Origin of the sequence: Halomonas halophila (assembly GCF_030406665.1) — a bacterium.
Classification (GTDB): domain Bacteria; phylum Pseudomonadota; class Gammaproteobacteria; order Pseudomonadales; family Halomonadaceae; genus Halomonas; species Halomonas halophila.
Genome location: NZ_CP129121.1, coordinates 1862496 through 1878048, shown reverse-complemented (window position 1 = coordinate 1878048; position 15553 = coordinate 1862496). Strand labels below are relative to the sequence as shown.

The 15553-nt window shown below is 62.9% G+C and carries 19 protein-coding genes and 1 pseudogene; 8 read left to right on the top strand and 12 right to left on the bottom strand.

Translation table 11 applies throughout. The features are described from left to right. The 3 genes from QWG60_RS08660 to QWG60_RS08650 all read right to left on the bottom strand — a co-directional run bounded on the left by QWG60_RS08660 (position 1) and on the right by QWG60_RS08650 (position 2945). Positions 1-807: a hypothetical protein gene (locus QWG60_RS08660; RefSeq protein WP_146908643.1), complete on the bottom strand. Its 807-nt coding sequence runs from the start codon at positions 805-807 to the stop codon at positions 1-3. A gap of 393 nt (positions 808-1200) precedes the next feature. Further along, positions 1201-2592 carry a hypothetical protein gene (locus tag QWG60_RS08655; RefSeq protein WP_146908645.1) on the bottom strand — a complete coding sequence of 464 codons (1392 nt, stop codon included), beginning with the start codon at positions 2590-2592 and terminating at the stop codon, positions 1201-1203. Then, positions 2589-2945: a hypothetical protein gene (locus QWG60_RS08650; protein ID WP_146908647.1), complete on the bottom strand. Its 357-nt coding sequence runs from the start codon at positions 2943-2945 to the stop codon at positions 2589-2591. The genes QWG60_RS08655 and QWG60_RS08650 overlap by 4 nt, the downstream gene beginning before the upstream one ends. 211 nt (positions 2946-3156) lie before the next feature. On the opposite strand from QWG60_RS08650, the gene QWG60_RS08645 reads away from it, so the two are divergent. Further along, positions 3157-3513 (top strand): phage minor head protein, encoded by a 357-nt coding sequence (locus tag QWG60_RS08645; protein ID WP_146908650.1) that lies wholly within the window; start codon positions 3157-3159, stop codon positions 3511-3513. Positions 3514-3814: 301 nt separating this feature from the next. On the opposite strand, the gene QWG60_RS08640 is transcribed toward QWG60_RS08645, so the two are convergent. The 4 genes from QWG60_RS08640 to QWG60_RS08625 all read right to left on the bottom strand — a co-directional run bounded on the left by QWG60_RS08640 (position 3815) and on the right by QWG60_RS08625 (position 6796). Next, positions 3815-5890 (bottom strand): AAA family ATPase, encoded by a 2076-nt coding sequence (locus QWG60_RS08640; protein WP_146908652.1) that lies wholly within the window; start codon positions 5888-5890, stop codon positions 3815-3817. Next, positions 5887-6204, bottom strand: a complete 318-nt coding sequence (locus QWG60_RS08635) for a hypothetical protein (protein ID WP_146908654.1) — start codon at positions 6202-6204, stop codon at positions 5887-5889. The genes QWG60_RS08640 and QWG60_RS08635 overlap by 4 nt, the downstream gene beginning before the upstream one ends. Further along, on the bottom strand, positions 6204-6389 hold the full coding sequence (locus tag QWG60_RS08630; RefSeq protein ID WP_146908657.1) for a helix-turn-helix transcriptional regulator: 186 nt from the start codon (positions 6387-6389) through the stop codon (positions 6204-6206). Before QWG60_RS08630 ends, QWG60_RS08635 begins: the two co-directional genes overlap by 1 nt. A gap of 92 nt (positions 6390-6481) precedes the next feature. After that, positions 6482-6796: a hypothetical protein gene (locus tag QWG60_RS08625; protein WP_146908659.1), complete on the bottom strand. Its 315-nt coding sequence runs from the start codon at positions 6794-6796 to the stop codon at positions 6482-6484. Between the two features lie 27 nt (positions 6797-6823). On the opposite strand from QWG60_RS08625, the pseudogene QWG60_RS08620 reads away from it, so the two are divergent. Beyond that, positions 6824-7300, top strand: a pseudogene (locus QWG60_RS08620) (gamma-glutamyltransferase); the annotation flags it as partial. A 46-nt stretch (positions 7301-7346) separates the two neighbouring features. Here the strand turns inward: QWG60_RS08620 and QWG60_RS08615 are convergent. Both QWG60_RS08615 and QWG60_RS08610 read right to left on the bottom strand, forming a co-directional pair. Continuing rightward, entirely contained in the window at positions 7347-8363 is a 1017-nt protein-coding gene (locus tag QWG60_RS08615) for an IS481 family transposase (protein WP_290130894.1), read from the bottom strand. A gap of 210 nt (positions 8364-8573) precedes the next feature. Continuing rightward, on the bottom strand, positions 8574-9884 hold the full coding sequence (locus QWG60_RS08610; RefSeq protein ID WP_146909770.1) for a tyrosine-type recombinase/integrase: 1311 nt from the start codon (positions 9882-9884) through the stop codon (positions 8574-8576). Between the two features lie 741 nt (positions 9885-10625). On the opposite strand from QWG60_RS08610, the gene QWG60_RS08605 reads away from it, so the two are divergent. From QWG60_RS08605 to QWG60_RS08580, 6 genes are all read left to right on the top strand, one after another. Further along, a complete protein-coding gene (locus QWG60_RS08605; protein ID WP_146909772.1) occupies positions 10626-11294 on the top strand; it encodes a Bax inhibitor-1/YccA family protein in 669 nt (222 codons plus the stop codon). Between the two features lie 70 nt (positions 11295-11364). Continuing rightward, positions 11365-11757: a sulfurtransferase complex subunit TusD gene (tusD, locus tag QWG60_RS08600; RefSeq protein ID WP_146909774.1), complete on the top strand. Its 393-nt coding sequence runs from the start codon at positions 11365-11367 to the stop codon at positions 11755-11757. 13 nt (positions 11758-11770) lie between these two features. Next, the gene (tusC, locus tag QWG60_RS08595) at positions 11771-12151 is read left to right on the top strand and encodes a sulfurtransferase complex subunit TusC (RefSeq protein WP_146909777.1); all 381 of its coding nucleotides are present in this window, start codon (positions 11771-11773) and stop codon (positions 12149-12151) included. A gap of 21 nt (positions 12152-12172) precedes the next feature. Further along, complete coding sequence (gene tusB / locus QWG60_RS08590) at positions 12173-12463, top strand: sulfurtransferase complex subunit TusB (RefSeq protein WP_035593303.1); 291 nt, start codon at positions 12173-12175, stop codon at positions 12461-12463. A gap of 2 nt (positions 12464-12465) precedes the next feature. Continuing rightward, entirely contained in the window at positions 12466-12819 is a 354-nt protein-coding gene (locus QWG60_RS08585) for a TusE/DsrC/DsvC family sulfur relay protein (RefSeq protein WP_046078648.1), read from the top strand. A gap of 10 nt (positions 12820-12829) precedes the next feature. Continuing rightward, a complete protein-coding gene (locus QWG60_RS08580) occupies positions 12830-13459 on the top strand; it encodes an acyl carrier protein phosphodiesterase (RefSeq protein WP_146909779.1) in 630 nt (209 codons plus the stop codon). Here QWG60_RS08580 and QWG60_RS08575 read toward each other — a convergent pair. From QWG60_RS08575 to QWG60_RS08565, 3 genes are read right to left on the bottom strand one after another with little or no spacing between them, the layout of a single operon-like run. Next, a complete protein-coding gene (locus QWG60_RS08575; protein ID WP_146909782.1) occupies positions 13409-14620 on the bottom strand; it encodes a molybdopterin molybdotransferase MoeA in 1212 nt (403 codons plus the stop codon). The two genes, QWG60_RS08580 and QWG60_RS08575, sit on opposite strands and share 51 nt — an antisense overlap. Then, positions 14613-15134: a molybdenum cofactor biosynthesis protein B gene (gene moaB, locus QWG60_RS08570; protein ID WP_146909784.1), complete on the bottom strand. Its 522-nt coding sequence runs from the start codon at positions 15132-15134 to the stop codon at positions 14613-14615. The genes QWG60_RS08575 and moaB overlap by 8 nt, the downstream gene beginning before the upstream one ends. Next, positions 15131-15472 carry a DUF1244 domain-containing protein gene (locus tag QWG60_RS08565; RefSeq protein ID WP_146909786.1) on the bottom strand — a complete coding sequence of 114 codons (342 nt, stop codon included), beginning with the start codon at positions 15470-15472 and terminating at the stop codon, positions 15131-15133. Before QWG60_RS08565 ends, moaB begins: the two co-directional genes overlap by 4 nt. Between the last annotated feature and the right edge of the window lie 81 nt (positions 15473-15553).

Genomic DNA, 15553 nt, shown 5'->3' with positions numbered 1-15553 from the left:
TTATGCCTCCTGCACCAGAGATGCGGTTGATTCGATGGAAAGCGTTCCGCTCTCGATATGGGCGAGGAATGAACGATTGTTGCGGACGGTTGCGTAGTCCTCGGCGGAAAGCACGTTCTCGCCGGGCTCGAACCTGATCCCGGCAATGGTGGATGCACCGCCACGGCTGTTGCGGATCATGGTAGAAGGCTCGGCGTCGGCATCGACCACCCACAGGGCGGGGCGGGCCTGTTCGAGCGAATCGACGTAACGCTGGGCGGTGGCCAGTTCCTCGGCGCGGGTCTGGTGCTCGGCATCCAGCTTGGCTACGGCATCAGCGTCGAGGGCGGTCGCCATTTGGCGCATACCATCAGCGCTCGGCAGGCTTGCCCAATCGCTGGGGAATGCCAGGAGCCCGGTTTTCACGCTGGAGTCGAGGCAAGCCATCACCAGAGCCGCGAATACCTGGCGTTTCTGATCGGCGCTATACCCTTGTGCAGCGCTAGCGGCGCGGGCCACCAGCTCGGAGCCGTTGCGGGATACGGTGGCGGGGAAAGGCATGTCCGCGACAGCGGCGGCGAACTGACCGATAACAATCGAGGCCATTTCCTTCTGGGGCTTCGAGTTGAACTCGGCTTTGGCGGCGGCTTCCACAACGCCCTTCAGGGCCTCACGTTCGCTTACCTGGTCGATGGTATCGGCCAGCTCATCGCGCAGCTTGTAGGCGGCTTTAAGGGCCTTATCGTGAGCATCACGGGCAGACTCAGCGGCGATACGCTGGGCTTCGTCTTGGGCGGCAGTTAGCTGCTCCAGTTCTTCAATATTCATTTGGACTTCCCGGTGGTCAACTCGATGATGTGGCGGGCGGCTTCTACGTTGCCTTTGCTCGATGCCGCGCGGAGCGTTTCCCAGGCTTGGCGAACATCAGTGGCGGTAGGTTTCGTGTTCCTCCGCCCCCGTGGACGCCCCGGCTTTGCTTGTGTGTTCATGGGTAATTACCTATTTCTATCGAATATCTTCAATTATAGTCAGATTTTATTGGCAATGCAAATCAGGTCGTGTTATGCAGTTCTGCGCCACGGCACAAAAAACCCCGCTCGATGGCGGGGCTTGTGGTGGGGTCAGCGGTGACAGGCTAGTGAAACCACCACTGCACGGCCACGCAATACAGCAACGCGATATTGGCGCCGACCAGGGCGCCTATTAGGAATCGGTCCTTCATTACATCCACTCCGAAATAGGTACGTAACGGCGCCCACGCGCCACATCTAACAGACCGCAGACGGCGTTGGCCCTATCATCATGCTGCCCCGCCGGGTGGTCGATGGAATCCCGTCCACCGCGCGAGGTGCGGCGCTCCAGGTTGCAAAGCTGCGTCACCAACTTGTCATCCGGCGGCAGCTCCACCTGCCCGCTGTTGAAGCGGCTCAAGGCATCGGCGTATAGCTGTGATTTTGGGCTGGCCGACTGCTCGCATTCAATGCCGTGCTTTTTGAACTCGTCAGCAGGCCAAGTTCCCGCGAATCGATCCGACACGATCTTACGGACACCATAGGCTTTAAACAGCTCGGCATACTCGGCCACGATCTGCGCCGGTGTTCCACGCTGCCCCCGCACAACATCAATCACGGTCGTCTCGTCTTCCACGTGGCCGATAGCCATGGTGAACTCGTCTTTCCCACCGCCAGCGGGGTCAGCAAACCCGAAATACTTCACACCTTTAACGTGGCCATATTCCAGCGGGTCAGTTCGCATAGCCCGCTCGACCACTTCGCGCTGGATGAAGCCGCTAATGTCGTCACGAAACTGGCCCAGCCACTCGCTCTTAGCGCCTTCGGGGTCTTCCTCAATGGCGTCATCAATCACGCGGCGGTCGATGGTCGGGTTAAACTGCGTGGTGGCGCCCTGGATCACCAGGATGTCGGAGTTCTGCCCGTAGTGCTTACGCCACTTCTGGTGAAGAAGCCCTTTCTTGGCATAGGGCGAACTGATGCCAATCAGTAGCCCGCCAGTGGTGGCCAGGGCAGGCACTAGGGCGCGGTATAGTTCAATATCTGGTGAGGCGGAATGCTCGTCCTTGAAGAACGCGCATTCGTCCATCAACACGGCAATCGCGGTGCGGCCTCGAACGCTCTTAAACGAGTTGGTCGCCACCTGAATCGACACGCGGTTGTCCAGGTCGATGCTCTCAGCATTGCGCTTCGTCACCATGGCGTTAAGCGACGGACTGGCATCGAACATGCCGTGAATGTACCCGAGCAGAACCTTGGCTTGATCCCGATCCACCGCCACCAACTGCACCACGCCCCGCTCGCCAGGCTTCAGCTTATCCAGCAGCCCGTCGATTTCAGCGCCCACGGTCGCCAGATACACGGCCACAGCCGCCGCAGTGTTCGACTTGGCCGACCGCCTGCCCGCGATAACGAAAAGCTCCCTGACACGCTCTGTGGGCGCCTCTCGGTCCCCTGATAGTTCCTTGAACAGTGCCAACCGCTCGTCATCCATTGGCAGGCCGAACGCGCCCGACAAGATCGCCTTCCAAGGTTCCCAGGTATCGCCCTCGAAGCTGCCAGGGGTCAGGGCGTCGTGCTCGATGAAGTCAACGATGTTCATTGGCCACCACCTCCGCTCACCAGCTCGCGGACGGTCGGCACGTCGCGCGCCACTCGGTCCAGGCCCAGCTTGTTGGCCAAACCACTGGCCGAGTTGACCGCCTGCGTGTAGCGGCCCATATCCACATCGTTACCCTCGGCCATCGCCTGCTCTTGCCGCTGAATCCAGAACTCGGCCCACAGGTAGCGACTCACCAGGGAGCGTTGTAGGTAGGACAGGCTCTCGGCCCCGCCAAGGTCACTAGCCACCTCGTCGAAGCGTCGGCGCATCTCGCGGGCGATAGCGGTTCGTCCATCGAGAGATTGAATCCAGCCGGGGGAGAACTCGGCGGGAACGTCGTTCTGTTTGGGCATATAGATCGCCTATCTGAGTTCTATTTACCCTCTATTATGATGGTTCCTATGATGGTAATCAAACTACAGCTATCCTCCAAGCCCTTCAATGGCGCGTCTGTGGCGGAATAAGTGTCCGCCACCATAGGTAGAAGGGTAGCGGTCTCGACTTGGGCTCTGTACAAAGTTCACTTTAACTAACTACACGACGACACTGGAGGAATGGCAGCTCATGTTTTTTCGAAACTTATTTAGCTCGCGAAAAAAAGCTGGCTCATCAGCGAACGAAAAGTTGTCCGTGGCACAAAATGAGATCGCCAACCGCGCACTAGGCGCCAAAACTGAGCACATTGAAAGGATAAAAAGAAATGTCGCTACGCGTTTTCGAATACTTGAAACTGGGGCATCTAAGTTTCGATGGAGCTCTTCCAATGATGAAAAGGTATGTGATTTTTGCTCAGAACAAGATGGCAAAGTTTTTGAGCTAAATGATAGCTCTGAAGATTTTTTCCCTGGTGAGTTTATTTGCAAGGGCGACCAGGTGTGCCGCTGTGTCATTGTTCCGATGTTCAAGGGAATTGACTATTAATCTGTTGTAGCCGCTCCTTTGGGCGGCTCCCTGAGGGGGGTGGGGTGAAAACACCACTCCCCCTTTAGGGGAGAAAAACCACCCCGCACCCCACCGCGTCATACGGGGCTTTCAGCGGGGTGGTGGGGTGATTTTGATTTCACCCCGCTAGTTCCAAACAAAGGCACAGCCACGCGGGCTCACCCGGGGTGGGGTGGCAAAGTGGGGTGGTTCACCCCAGCACCCCACCCCAGTAATCATCCCAGCACCCCAGCATAAAAAACCCGGCTCAGTGGCCGGGCTGGTTAGTGGGTTTTGGTGACTACCAGAGTCGCAAGGTTCCGTCCTCGTGTGCGATTACCTGGCCTTCCTCAATGGCGCGACTCAGCACGCCACGCAGGCTTTGGTCGCCCATGCCGAATAGTCCGGCCTGACCGGCGTATTCTCGGAGCGCCCTACGGGTCAGCGGCTTGCCTTCCTCGTCTTTCTGGCGCACAAGGTCGCGCAGCTTGGGCAGGGCAGCGGAATATCGCTCCTCGCCCTTCGCTTCCGTCCGCTTGGGCGGCTCCTCGGGCGGGTCTGTGGGCTTCAGTACGCCACCCATGCCACGGCGCATCCACTGCATGACCATGTCATGCTTGTAGTTGGCCTTGACCACTGTGAAGCGGATCAGGTTGGCGGCATCCTCGGGGGACATGCCCAGCCGTTCGGCTTCCTTGAAAGGCAGCTTCGCCAGCGTGGCCACGAATCGCAGCGCATCTACGAACGCGGAGCCGCCCCGCACGTCGTCCGCGCTGTCACCGTTGGAGCCCTTGCGGCTGTGGTGAGCCACCAGGACGGTAACGCCGGTTTCCTTGCGGATATGCTCCAGGGCCTCAGCGAAGCGGGTGTTGTCGTCGTTGCTGTTCTCCTCGCCGGAGCGGAAGCGGCTAACCGGGTCCAGGATGATTAGGCGAAGGTCCGTGATGGCACGGGCCATGTTGATGATGGCGTTTATCTTCGCCTCGTCACGCTCGCCATCCTTCACCAGCCGGTTATCCTGCCCCACCAGCGGGAAGGCGTAGAAGCGTTCGCCCAGCGTCTCGGGGTCGAGTCGGTCGCCGTCCCATTCGTACTCTCGAACGATGGAATGAAGGCGGCGCGAAATTTCGTCCGCATCATCCTCAGCGCCCAGCATCAGCACCGCGCCGGGGTTCGGGATTGCCTGCCCCATGAAGGGAACGCCAGTGCAGACGCAGGCGGCAAGCTGCATCAGCCAGAACGATTTACCCGTACTGCCCGGCGCCACGACGGCGGCGGCAATGGGCTCGGGTAGCAGACCGTCGACCACGTAACGCATCGGAGGCGGCTCGACGGCCAGCAGGTTTTTAGCCTTGGCACCTTCCAGCGCATCGAGCATGGCATCAGCATCGGCCTTCTCTCGGCCCTCAAGAGCCTCTCTGACGCTCTCTAGGCCATGCGCGGCGTGGTAGTCGTTCCAATCGCTAACGCCGCTCTCATCGGGCGATAGAGCGATCTCGGCCCCGGTATCGGCGGCAGCTTTGTCGGCAGCAGCCTTGCCGGGGTTCTTGTCGCTCTCGTGGTCGTTGTCGCCAGCGATAATAAGGCGAGCGCCGGGGGCCTCGGCCTTCATGCGCTTGGCCACTTTGGGCAGATTTCCGCTATCAAACGCAACGGCTACGGTCGCGCCGGTCGATTGATGGATGCTCAGGCCCGTGGCGAGCCCTTCCACGATGTATAGGGTGGATGCCTCGCCCGGCAGGATGGTGCAGCCCTCGGCCTTCTTTGCGCCGCCCATGAACGGCTTGGCGCCTTCCGGGGTAATCGCTTGGAGCGATTGCAGGCCCTCGGCGTCCTCGACCTTCACCAAAAGGCAGTTTTCCATCGTGCCGGTCTTGGCGTCATCGCCGAAAAACTCGGCGCGGCTCACGTCGGCTTGCCGGATCTCGCCAGCCACGCGAACGCCTTTCCGCATCAGATACGGGTGTGAGTCCTGGGCGGGCTGGGCAGCGTCCCAGATCGTCTGGGCCACCTGGGCGCGGGCAGCTTGTCGGCGCTCTCCCTCAGCCTCTCGCTGCCTAATGGACTCGCTCAGCTTTGCCAGCTCGGCACGATCCAGGCGGGCGCCATTGCGGGCGCTCCAATCTTGGCCAATACCCTGCCGCCAGCAGCCAAAGTGACCAGCGGCCACGCCATCTAGGTGCAGGCAATAATAACCAGCCTTGTCGCTGGTTTTGCCGTTGGTACTGAAGCGGTGCAGCTCCCCGTCTGCCTCGATATGATCGGGCGGGGTAATCCCCGCCGCTGCGATAGCATCCCGGAACCTGTCGATAACCTCGTGAGTGGCCATCGGCGTATCAAGGCAATCCCCGGCGCTGGTCTGCCAAAATGTGCTCATGACAGCACCTCCCGAACGACAACGCGCCCAGCGTCATTGACATGAAACGTTGCCAATCCATCGGCGGCCAGTGCCTCGATACATTTACGCGCCTGGGATTCGGTAAAGCCCTGCTTAGTGCCGTGGCCGATCAGGATGCCGTGATAAACGCCTCTCGGGCCAATCTGCTCATATACGTTGAGGTTCGACAGACGCCACAAAATAGACTTGCGAAGCGCATCGAGTGCGTTAAACTGGAAGGCGTTAGGAGAAGTAGTATCTGTGCCCTCGACGCTGGTGGCCGCCAGCTCGGGGGCTTTTCTTTGGTTATCCATTAAGCACGCTCCCCTTGCTGGGTTTCCCATTGCTCAAGATCGGATGCACGCCAGCGTGTGCAGCCCGGTGACAGCTTCACGGGTTTGGGGAATCGGCCTGATTGAGCCCAGCGCCAAATAGTGGCGCGGGAAACGCCATAACGTCCGGCGACGTATTTGTCTGAAAGATAATTCTCGATAGTCATGCTTTGCACCTGTGCGTTTTTGATTGCGACAGGTGCATTGTTTCAGGGGCGGCTAGTTCAGCAGGGGACACTAAAAGCGACTAATTCATCCCTTAGACTGTTCGGCCTGATTGGATGCTCTCATACTTCTTGAAAACGCGCGTGATGCCTTCCACTCCCATTGCATCATCATCAAGTCCGTAGTCGGGCAGGCACCAGCTAACGATAACCACAGCGGTTATCGCCGCGTCATCCTGATAATAGGGCCGGACATACTCCCCAGCTATCGCGACACACTCGTGGATAATAGAGTCTCGGCCCAGATTACCGAACTTGGGACGCCCTCTTTTGCTCTTCAAGCTGCGACCGCGAAAGACATCAGCAGCAAACTTTCCCAAGCTCGAAGGGATGGCGATGCCGTCTTGCATAAGCATCTCTATAAGCTCACCAAGTGCGGCGCGGGCTTCCTGCTCAACAACGAGATGGACGACTTCTCCGCCAAGCCCGGCGTGCCCAACGCCTACGGCCTGATCGGCGGCGAGGCCAACAGGATCGAGCCCGGCAAGCGCATGCTGTCGTCGATGACCCCGACCATCGTCAGGCGCGACGGCGAGAACTTCCTGATCACCGGCAGCCCCGGCGGCTCGCGGATCATCACCACCACCCTGCAGGTGCTGATGAACGTCATCGACCACGGCATGAACGTTCAGTCGGCGGTGAGCGCCCCGCGCCTGCACCACCAGTGGCTGCCCGACGAGCTGCGCGTCGAGGCCGGTTTCAGCCCCGACACCCTGTCGCTGCTCGAGGCCCGCGGCCACACCATCAGCCAGCAGTCGGCCATGGGCGCCGCCCAGTCGATCGTGATCGACGACGGCCGCTTCTACGGCGGCGCCGACCCGCGCCGTTCCACCTCCTCGGCGATGGGGCTCTGAGAAAGGCGATGACGGCCGTAAAGTGGCAGGCCACACCGGGGAAAAGTTACGCGAGGGCGCTGTAAACCCTTCCATAGGTGTCGGGTCCCGTGTGATTGACTACCCGCTTGGTGAATAACTCCGGCCGCTTGGCCTGCCATTCCTTCATCGCTGCAATCGGTGATTGATGATGCAGCGCCTTCTGAGGGATGTGGTGATTGTACAGCCAAGCGTAGCGTTTGAGCGTCTGCTCCAGATCCTCGCCTGAGGTATAGCGCCGGGTCGCCAGCACGTCACTGATGCGGCCGTTGAACCGCTCCACCATACCGTTCGTCTGTGGCCTTCCCGGCTTGATCAGGCGATGTTCGATATCATGGGCCTGGCACTCCTGGTCGAAGGGGTGGCGGCCGCTGGGCTTGCGCTCACCTGCCCGTGTGAAGCGATCGGTGAACGACTTGCCGTTGTCAGTGAGTACCGTCTGGATCGTGAAGGGAGCTTTCTCCTCGACGCACCTCATGAACGCCTTGGCATCCTTGGCAGACTGGCTTCGCCTGATCTCCAGATAGACCCAGCGTGTGGCACGGTCGATGGCGACGTACAGGTAGCGCTTCTGCTCCTCATCAGGCATCTGAGGCAGGTGCTTGATGTCGATATGCACGTACCCGGGCTCGTAGTCCTTGAAGGGCTTGTGCCGGGGCTTCCCATCATCGCCAGCGTCCTGCCGAGCCAGTTCTGCCAGTGTCGGCACCTCGCGCCGCTGGAGCATGCGGTGTAGGCCTGAGCGGGACAGTCGAGGGTTCAGGAACTCACGTGCCACGACGAGCAGATCATCCAGACCGAGGCGCAGGAATTCACGAGCGGCGATCAGCACCTCCTCCTGCTCAGACGAGAGGGTGGCGAGTAGGTTGTGACGCGTGTGCGGTCGGTCATGGACATCGTTGCGGTACCGCCAGCGGCGGATGGTCGCGTGGGAGACACCATACTGGCGGGCCAGCTCGCTATCCGTGATGCTGGACGGTGCCGCCTGGATTTCAGCACGGATCTTCGGTGTCGTGGTGGCCTGCTTATGCAGCTTGATGTCCATGAACCTGCTCCCGAATGAATTGCTTTAGAAGCTCTCTGGCTGCCAGCAGAGGATAACTCCTATAGCTCATTTGATCATCCGGGACCCTACAGCTAGCCCTTGAGCGCGGAACCAGCCAGTCGGGCGCCTCCTCCGTCAGACCGGCGCCGTACAGCTCCAGGAAGGCACGAACCTCGGCCTCGGCTTTGTCCTGCATCTGTAGACTCATCTTCACGCCTCCTTGCGAATCGGGGTCACGGTGCCAGCCTTCGGCGCAGTGTTATTCAGGTATGTCGCCCAATCGGTCATTAGCAGGCGGCGCTTGTCGAGCATGTCGCCGCGCCGGTAGGCGGCTTCAGCGGCATTCTTGATCGTGTGGGCCAGGGCTTGCTCGATGGCCTCGCCGGGGTAGGCGGTACACTCGCCAGCCCAATCGCGGAACGTAGAGCGGAAGCCGTGCTGAGTAATCGCGTGGCCGTCCTGCCTCGGGTCGATATAGCCTTCGTCCTTGGGCTTATCAGTGTTCATGCGCTTAATGACGGCTGCCATGGTATTCACAGACATTTGACCGCCACGCGGCGCGGGGAACACCAGTTCGTTACCGTCGATGCGGGGCAGGCCCTCAAGTAACGCCATGGCGTCATCGGATAAGGGGACACGATGCTCTTTGCCCGCCTTCATACGAGTGGCGGGGATCGTCCACACCTTTTGCTCTAGGTCGATCTCTGACCAAAGGGCGCCGCGTATCTCATTCGAGCGGGCAGCGGTCAGGACGGCGAACTCTAGGGCGCGCGCCGCCATACCCTCGCGGGTGCGAAGGTCGGCCATGAACTCGGCAGCCCGTGCATAGGGCAAGGCGGCGTGATTCTTCCCTTTGTTCACAGTGGCGGGCTTCGGTAGCTCGCTGGCGTCAAGGTTGCCTTTCCAGCGGGCGGGATTGTCGCCGCTGCGATGCCCGTGGACGGTTGCCCATGCCAGCACTGCCTCGATGCGTTGGCGAACGCGGGTCGCCGTCTCGTGCTTGGAGGACCATATCGGCTTGAGCACCTTCAGGACGTGGCTAATCTCAATGTCTTCCACGCGCATCGAGCCAAGCACGGGGCTGGCGTAGGTCTTGAGCGTGTTTTCCCATTGCTGGGCGTGCTTCGGGTTGCTGGACTCTGCCTGTTTCTTGGCGATCACCTTCGCGGCGCAATGGTCGAAGGTGACTTCTTTCACCTGTTGCGCCAGCAGGCGGCTACGAGCCTCTTTGCGCTCGGCTACTGGGTCGATGCCGGCCTTGATCTTGTCTTTCGCATCTAGGGCGCGCTCGCGAGCCTGGGCTAGCTTCACTTCTGGGAAGCCGCCTAGGCCAATGTCGCGGCGGCGATTGCCTATCTTGGTGCGCAGTATCCATGAGGCGGCCCCGGTCGCCTCGCCGGTATCACGATCTTTTGCTACGGAGAGATACAAGCCAGCCACGCCACCCACAGCGTGGAAGCCCGGTTTCTGCGTCAGCCGCCGCACCTCAGTGGCGGTAAGCTCTTTTGCTCTCTTAGGCATGTCGCTACTCCAATCATCTATCCCCACATAAATAATAACATTGGGTGATTTGGATTGCGACAAGCTAAGACGGGAGAAAAGGCCTACCCCGCACAAGCTATTGATATTTAATGACTAATTGATAGATATTGCGACATGACGAGACATGGCAGAGGCGGGCTGTCCCTCCGCCACCTTATTCTTAAGAATTAAGCGCCTACGGGCGCTTTTTTCGTTTGTGCAGCCCCTCCATACGCTAGGCCGGTGTTTCACTGTCACAGGATTGTGAGCATGGCGTTTGCCCGCTCCCGGTCACGTTATCTGCCTCATGCCCTGCCTTCCTCAAAGATGCCGGTGGTGGGTCGCCCGACTCGCCGCTGCTGTCGCCGTGCTAGCCTTCGAGGATCAGGAGAAGCGACGCCCATGGCCTTTCACCATCCAGATCCGAAGATGCGAGAGATCGAGCGCCGCAATGCTGCAGCGCGCGCTGCGGCGTTCGCGAGGGTGTATCGCGCGATCGGCCGGCTTCTCCGCTGCCCCGTGAGGGCGCTCAGGCGGCGCGCTTCACGCGCCTCCGCCTGCGATGAGTGTTGCCGTAGACGCCGCTAGCCTGCCTCGGGCTCGTTACCGGCGGGTCGTCGCGCCTCGCTCATAACGCCGCAGGGGGACACGCGTGTCGGGTCGAAACTTGCGTCCCCACCGTCCAGGCGGCATCCTGTGAGGTATCTATTGCCAAGATCAACCACACGGAGCTTTGGATCGATGGCTTACCAAGACACGCAAATGACGACGCAACAGACGAGTGCCGTCAGTGCCAACAAGGTCCTGCGCAACACCTATGGCCTGCTGGCGATGACCCTGCTGTTCTCCGCCGTCACGGCCGGTGCCGCCATGGCGCTCGGCGTTCAGCAGATGAACATCTTCGTCTTCTTCATCGGCGCCTACGGGCTGATGTTCCTGGTCCACAAGACCGCCAACTCCGCCATGGGCCTGCTGGCGACCTTCGCCTTCACCGGTTTCATGGGCTTCACCCTGGGGCCGATCCTCAGCGACTATCTGACGCTGCCCAACGGCGCCCAGCTGATCATGACCGCGCTGGGCTTGACCGGCCTGACCTTCTTCGGCCTCTCCGCCGTGGCGCTGGTGACCCGCAAGGACTTCAGCTTCCTGGCCAACTTCCTGATGGCGGGTGCCATCGTGCTGGTGCTGGCCATGGTCGCCGGGCTGATCTTCCAGATTCCGGCGCTGTCGCTGATGGTGTCCGCCGGCTTCGTGCTGTTCGCCTCCGCGGCCATCCTCTATCAGACCAGCGAGATCGTGCACCGGGCCGGCGAGACCAACTACATCCTCGCCACGATCACCCTGTACGTGTCGATCTACAATCTCTTCGTCAGCCTGCTGTCCCTGCTCGGCATCATGAGCCAGGATTGACGCCAGCCACGGCGATGCGAGAATTGCTGGCCCCGCTTCGGCGGGGCCAGCCTGTTTCTGAGAGGATGATATGCGCTACGCGATCCTGCTGATGGGGTCCCCCTACAGCGATCAGGCCAGCCACTCGGCGCTGCGATTCGCCCGGGCGCTGCTGGCGCGAGGACACCGCCTGGAGGCGGTGTTCTTCTACCACGACGGGGTCTACAACGCCGCGCGGCTGTCGGCGCCGCCCCAGGACGAACCGCATCTGACCGACGGCTGGGTGGAACTGCACGAGGCGCACGGCGTGGCGATGCAGGTGTGCATCGCCGCGGCGCTGCGGCGTGGGCTGATGGACGAGCGCGAGGCGGCCCGCCACGGCAAGACGGGGCACAGCGTCGAGGCGCCCTTCGAGCTGACCGGCGTCGGCCAGCTGGTCGACCTGAGCCAGCGCTGCGACCGTCTGGTGACCTTCGGGGCCTGAGGGAGAGTGTGACATGAGTGACCAACACGAACCGCTTGCCGGCGATCTGCTGGTGATCCTGCGCCATGCGCCTCACGGCAGCAGCTGGCTGCGCGAGGGCCTGGATGTCGCCCTGGTGGCCGCGGCCTTCGGCACCGACGTCTCGCTTCTGTTCATGGGCGAGGGCGTCACGGCCTTGGTCGAGGGTCAGGCGTCGGGAGCGCTGGGCCAGAAGGGCACCGCGCCCACGCTCGAGATGCTGGAGATGTATGATATCGAGACGCTGTGGGTCGAGGCCGAAGCGCTGACGCGGTTCGGCCTGACGGCCGACGAGCTGATGCTCGCTCCCCGCGCCCTCGAGGCCGGAGCGATCGCCGAGGCGGTCCAGAATCACCCGCGTGTGCTCACCTTCTAGCCTGGCCCGGGAGCCGAAACCATGAAACTCCATATCCTGAACCGTTCGCCGGCCAGTCATCGCGTTCACGAACAGGCGCTGGCCGCCATGGGACCCGAGGATCGCCTGCTGCTGATCGAGGACGGCGTGCAGGGCGGGCTGCCGCAGCTGGTGCGTCACTTCGAGGCGATTGCCGGGCGACTCTATGCGCTGCGCGAGGACCTCGAGGCGCGCGGGCTGCTGGGTCGCTGCGACGGCTCGGTGCAGGTGGTCGACGTCGATGGCTTCGTTCAGCTGACCGAGGAAGCCGAACACACCCTGAGCTGGTACTGAGCATGGCAAGCACCGAAATCACCCGTTATCTCACCGTCTCCGAGACCGAGATCGGCCTCGACCCGGAGGGCTATCTGGTCGATCTCGATCAGTGGTCGCCGGCGGTGGCCGAGGCGTTGGCCGAGGAAGAAGGCATCGAGCTGGGCGCCGAGCACTGGGAGGTGCTCGAGGTGCTGCGCGCGTTCTACGTGAAATACGAGATGGCCCCGGCGATGCGCCCGCTGGTCAAGGCGGTGGGGCGCGAGCTGGGCCCCGACAAGGGGCGTTCGATGCACCTGATGCGGCTGTTTCCCGACAGCCCCGCCAAGCGGGCGGCGCGACTGGCTGGTCTGCCCAAGCCGAGCAACTGCCTGTGAAGGCCTCGCCATGAACTTTCTGGCCCACGGCTGGCTCGCCCGCGGCGGCAACGACGACTTCCTCTACGGCAACCTGATCGCCGACGGGGTCAAGGGCGTCGATCTCGACGCCTGGGGATCCGGCGTGGCGGCGGGCATCCGCCATCATCGGCGAGTCGATGCCTACATCGATCGCCATCCGGTGCTGCTCGAGGTCAAGGCACGGGCACCGCGCGACGGACGTCGCGTGGCCGGCATCGCCCTGGATCTGATGTGGGATCATTGCCTGGCGCGCCGCTTGACCGTGGTCGAACGCGACTGGCTGGTGTCGCGCTGCTATCGGCTGCTGGAAACGCGGCCGGCACCGGCGCGACTGGCGACCATGATGCCGGCCCTGGTGCGCCAGGACTGGCTGCGAGGCTATGCCGATTTCGGCTTCACCTGTCGCGCCGTGGCGGGGCTGGGGCGCCGGCTCTCGGGCCCCAACCGTCTCGCCGCACTGCTGCCGTGGCTCGAACGCGACTATCTGGCGCTGGACGAGGCCTTCACCCGACTGTGGCCGGACCTGGAAGCCCATCTCGAGGTGTCGGTCGAGCCGGGCGTTGCGGACTCAGTCGGCACGCAGCCACAGGCAGCGGACCGCATCGCCGGGCGCCACTGACGCCTCGGGCGGGATCACCGCCAGGGCGTCGGCGCCGACGCAGGACGAGAGCACCCCGGAGTTCTGATCCGCGAACGCATGAGCCTCGATGCCGTCGGCGCCGAAGTCCAGCGTCACGCGCATGTAGTGCTGGCGAGGCCCGGTGCGAGTGGCGAAGGCGGCGCGGGCGCTCAGCGCCGGCAGCGAGCCCATGGCGGGACAGCCCAGCAGCGCGCCCATCAGCGGGCGCAGGAACAGCCAGGCGCCCACATAGCCCGAGACCGGGTTGCCCGGCAGGCCGACGAAGCGCGTCTCACCGCTGGCACCCGAGCCGGGCAGCCGGCCCAGCGCCAGCGGCTTGCCGGGACGCAACGCCAGCCGCCACAGGTCGAGCCGCCCCAGGGCCTCGACCGCACCGCGGACGTGATCCTCTTCCCCCACGCTGACCCCGCCGGTAGTGATCACCACGTCGGCGACCTCGGCCGCTTCGCCGAGCAGGTGTCGCGTGCTCGGCGCATCGTCCGGCACCGCGGCGGTCATGACCACGTCGGCGCCGAAGCGCTGGAGCAGCGTCGTCAGCATCGGCCGGTTGGAGTTGTAGATCTGTCCCGGCCCCAGCGGCTGGCCGGGGTCGACGATCTCGTCGCCGGTGGAGAGCAGGGCAATCCTCGGGCGGCGTCGCACCATCACCTCGGTGATGCCCTGGCCGGCCAGGTGCCCGAGCGCGGCGGCATCGAGCCGGCTGCCGGCATCGAGCAGTACGCTGCCGGCCGCCACGTCGCGGCCTCGGCGGCGCAGGTTGTCGCCTTCCGGCACGTCCTTGGGCATCCGGGCTCGCTCGCCCTCCACCTCGACCTTCTCCTGCATCACCACGCAGTCGGCCCCGGGCGGGATCTCGCCGCCGGTGAAGATGCGCGCGCAGTGACCGCGTTCCAGCGCTTCGGCCGTGTGGCCGGCGGCGATGCGCTGACGGACCGGCAGCCAGCGCCCGGCATCGGCATGATGCAGGGCATAGCCGTCCATGGCGCTGTTGTCGAAGGGCGGCACGTCGAGCCGGGCGTTGACCGCCTCGGCCAGCACACGCCCCGAGGCCGCATCGATCGCCGCGCGTTCGGCCTCAAGCGGAGCGACGCCTTCCAGCAGCGCCGACAGTGCCGTCTCGACGGGCTGGAGATCAGCCATGCTGGCCCCTCTCGGGTATCACCAGGTTGGCGAAATTGCATGGCCTGTGCCGGCTGTCGAGCTGTTCGGCGAGGATACCGTCCCAGCCGGTGAGGCAGGCGCCGGTGGAGCCGGGCAGGCAGAACACCACCGTGGCGTTGGCCAGACCGCCCAGGCAGCGGCTCTGCACCGTGGAGCTGCCGATCTCCTGCCAGGACAGCTGGCGGAACAGCTCGCCGAAGCCTTCGATGCGCTTGTCCAGCAGCGCCGAGACCGCTTCGGGGGTGGAATCCCGGCCGGTGAAGCCGGTGCCACCGGTAGTCAGCACCACCTGTACCTCGGTATCGGCGATCCAGTCGGCGACCACGGCGCGGATGCGATAGACGTCGTCGGGCACGATGCGCTTGTCGGCCAGCCGGTGGCCGGCGGCGGTGAGCCGCTCGACCAGCGCCTGGCCGCTGCGATCGGTGTCCTCGGTGCGGGTGTCCGAGATCGTCAGCACCGCCACCGACAGCGGGATCATGGCCTCGCTCATGATTGACCGTCCGACTGGCCGTCCTGCTTCTCCGCTTTCTCTGCCTGGCGGGCCTCGAAGGCGGCCAGCTGCTCCGGCGTGGCCTTGGGTTGATACAGCGACTTCCACTCGCTGTAGGGCATGCCATAGACGTATTCGCGGGCGACCTCGTAGTCCAGCGTTTCGCCGCGTTCCTCGGCGGCGGCTACCAGCCACTTGGAGAGGCAGTTGCGGCAGAAGTCGGCGAGGATCATCAGGTCGATGTTCTGGACGTCCTTGTGCTCGTCCAGGTGGCTCAGCAGCCGACGGAAGGCGGCGGCTTCGAGCTCGGTGCGGGTGCTGTCGTCCAGGTGTTGCATGGGGCGGGCTCCATTGTCGTTCCGGTCCATGGGATGGCGTCCAGCTTATCAAAAGTCGGCCGGGCTTAGCGCGCGTGCTGG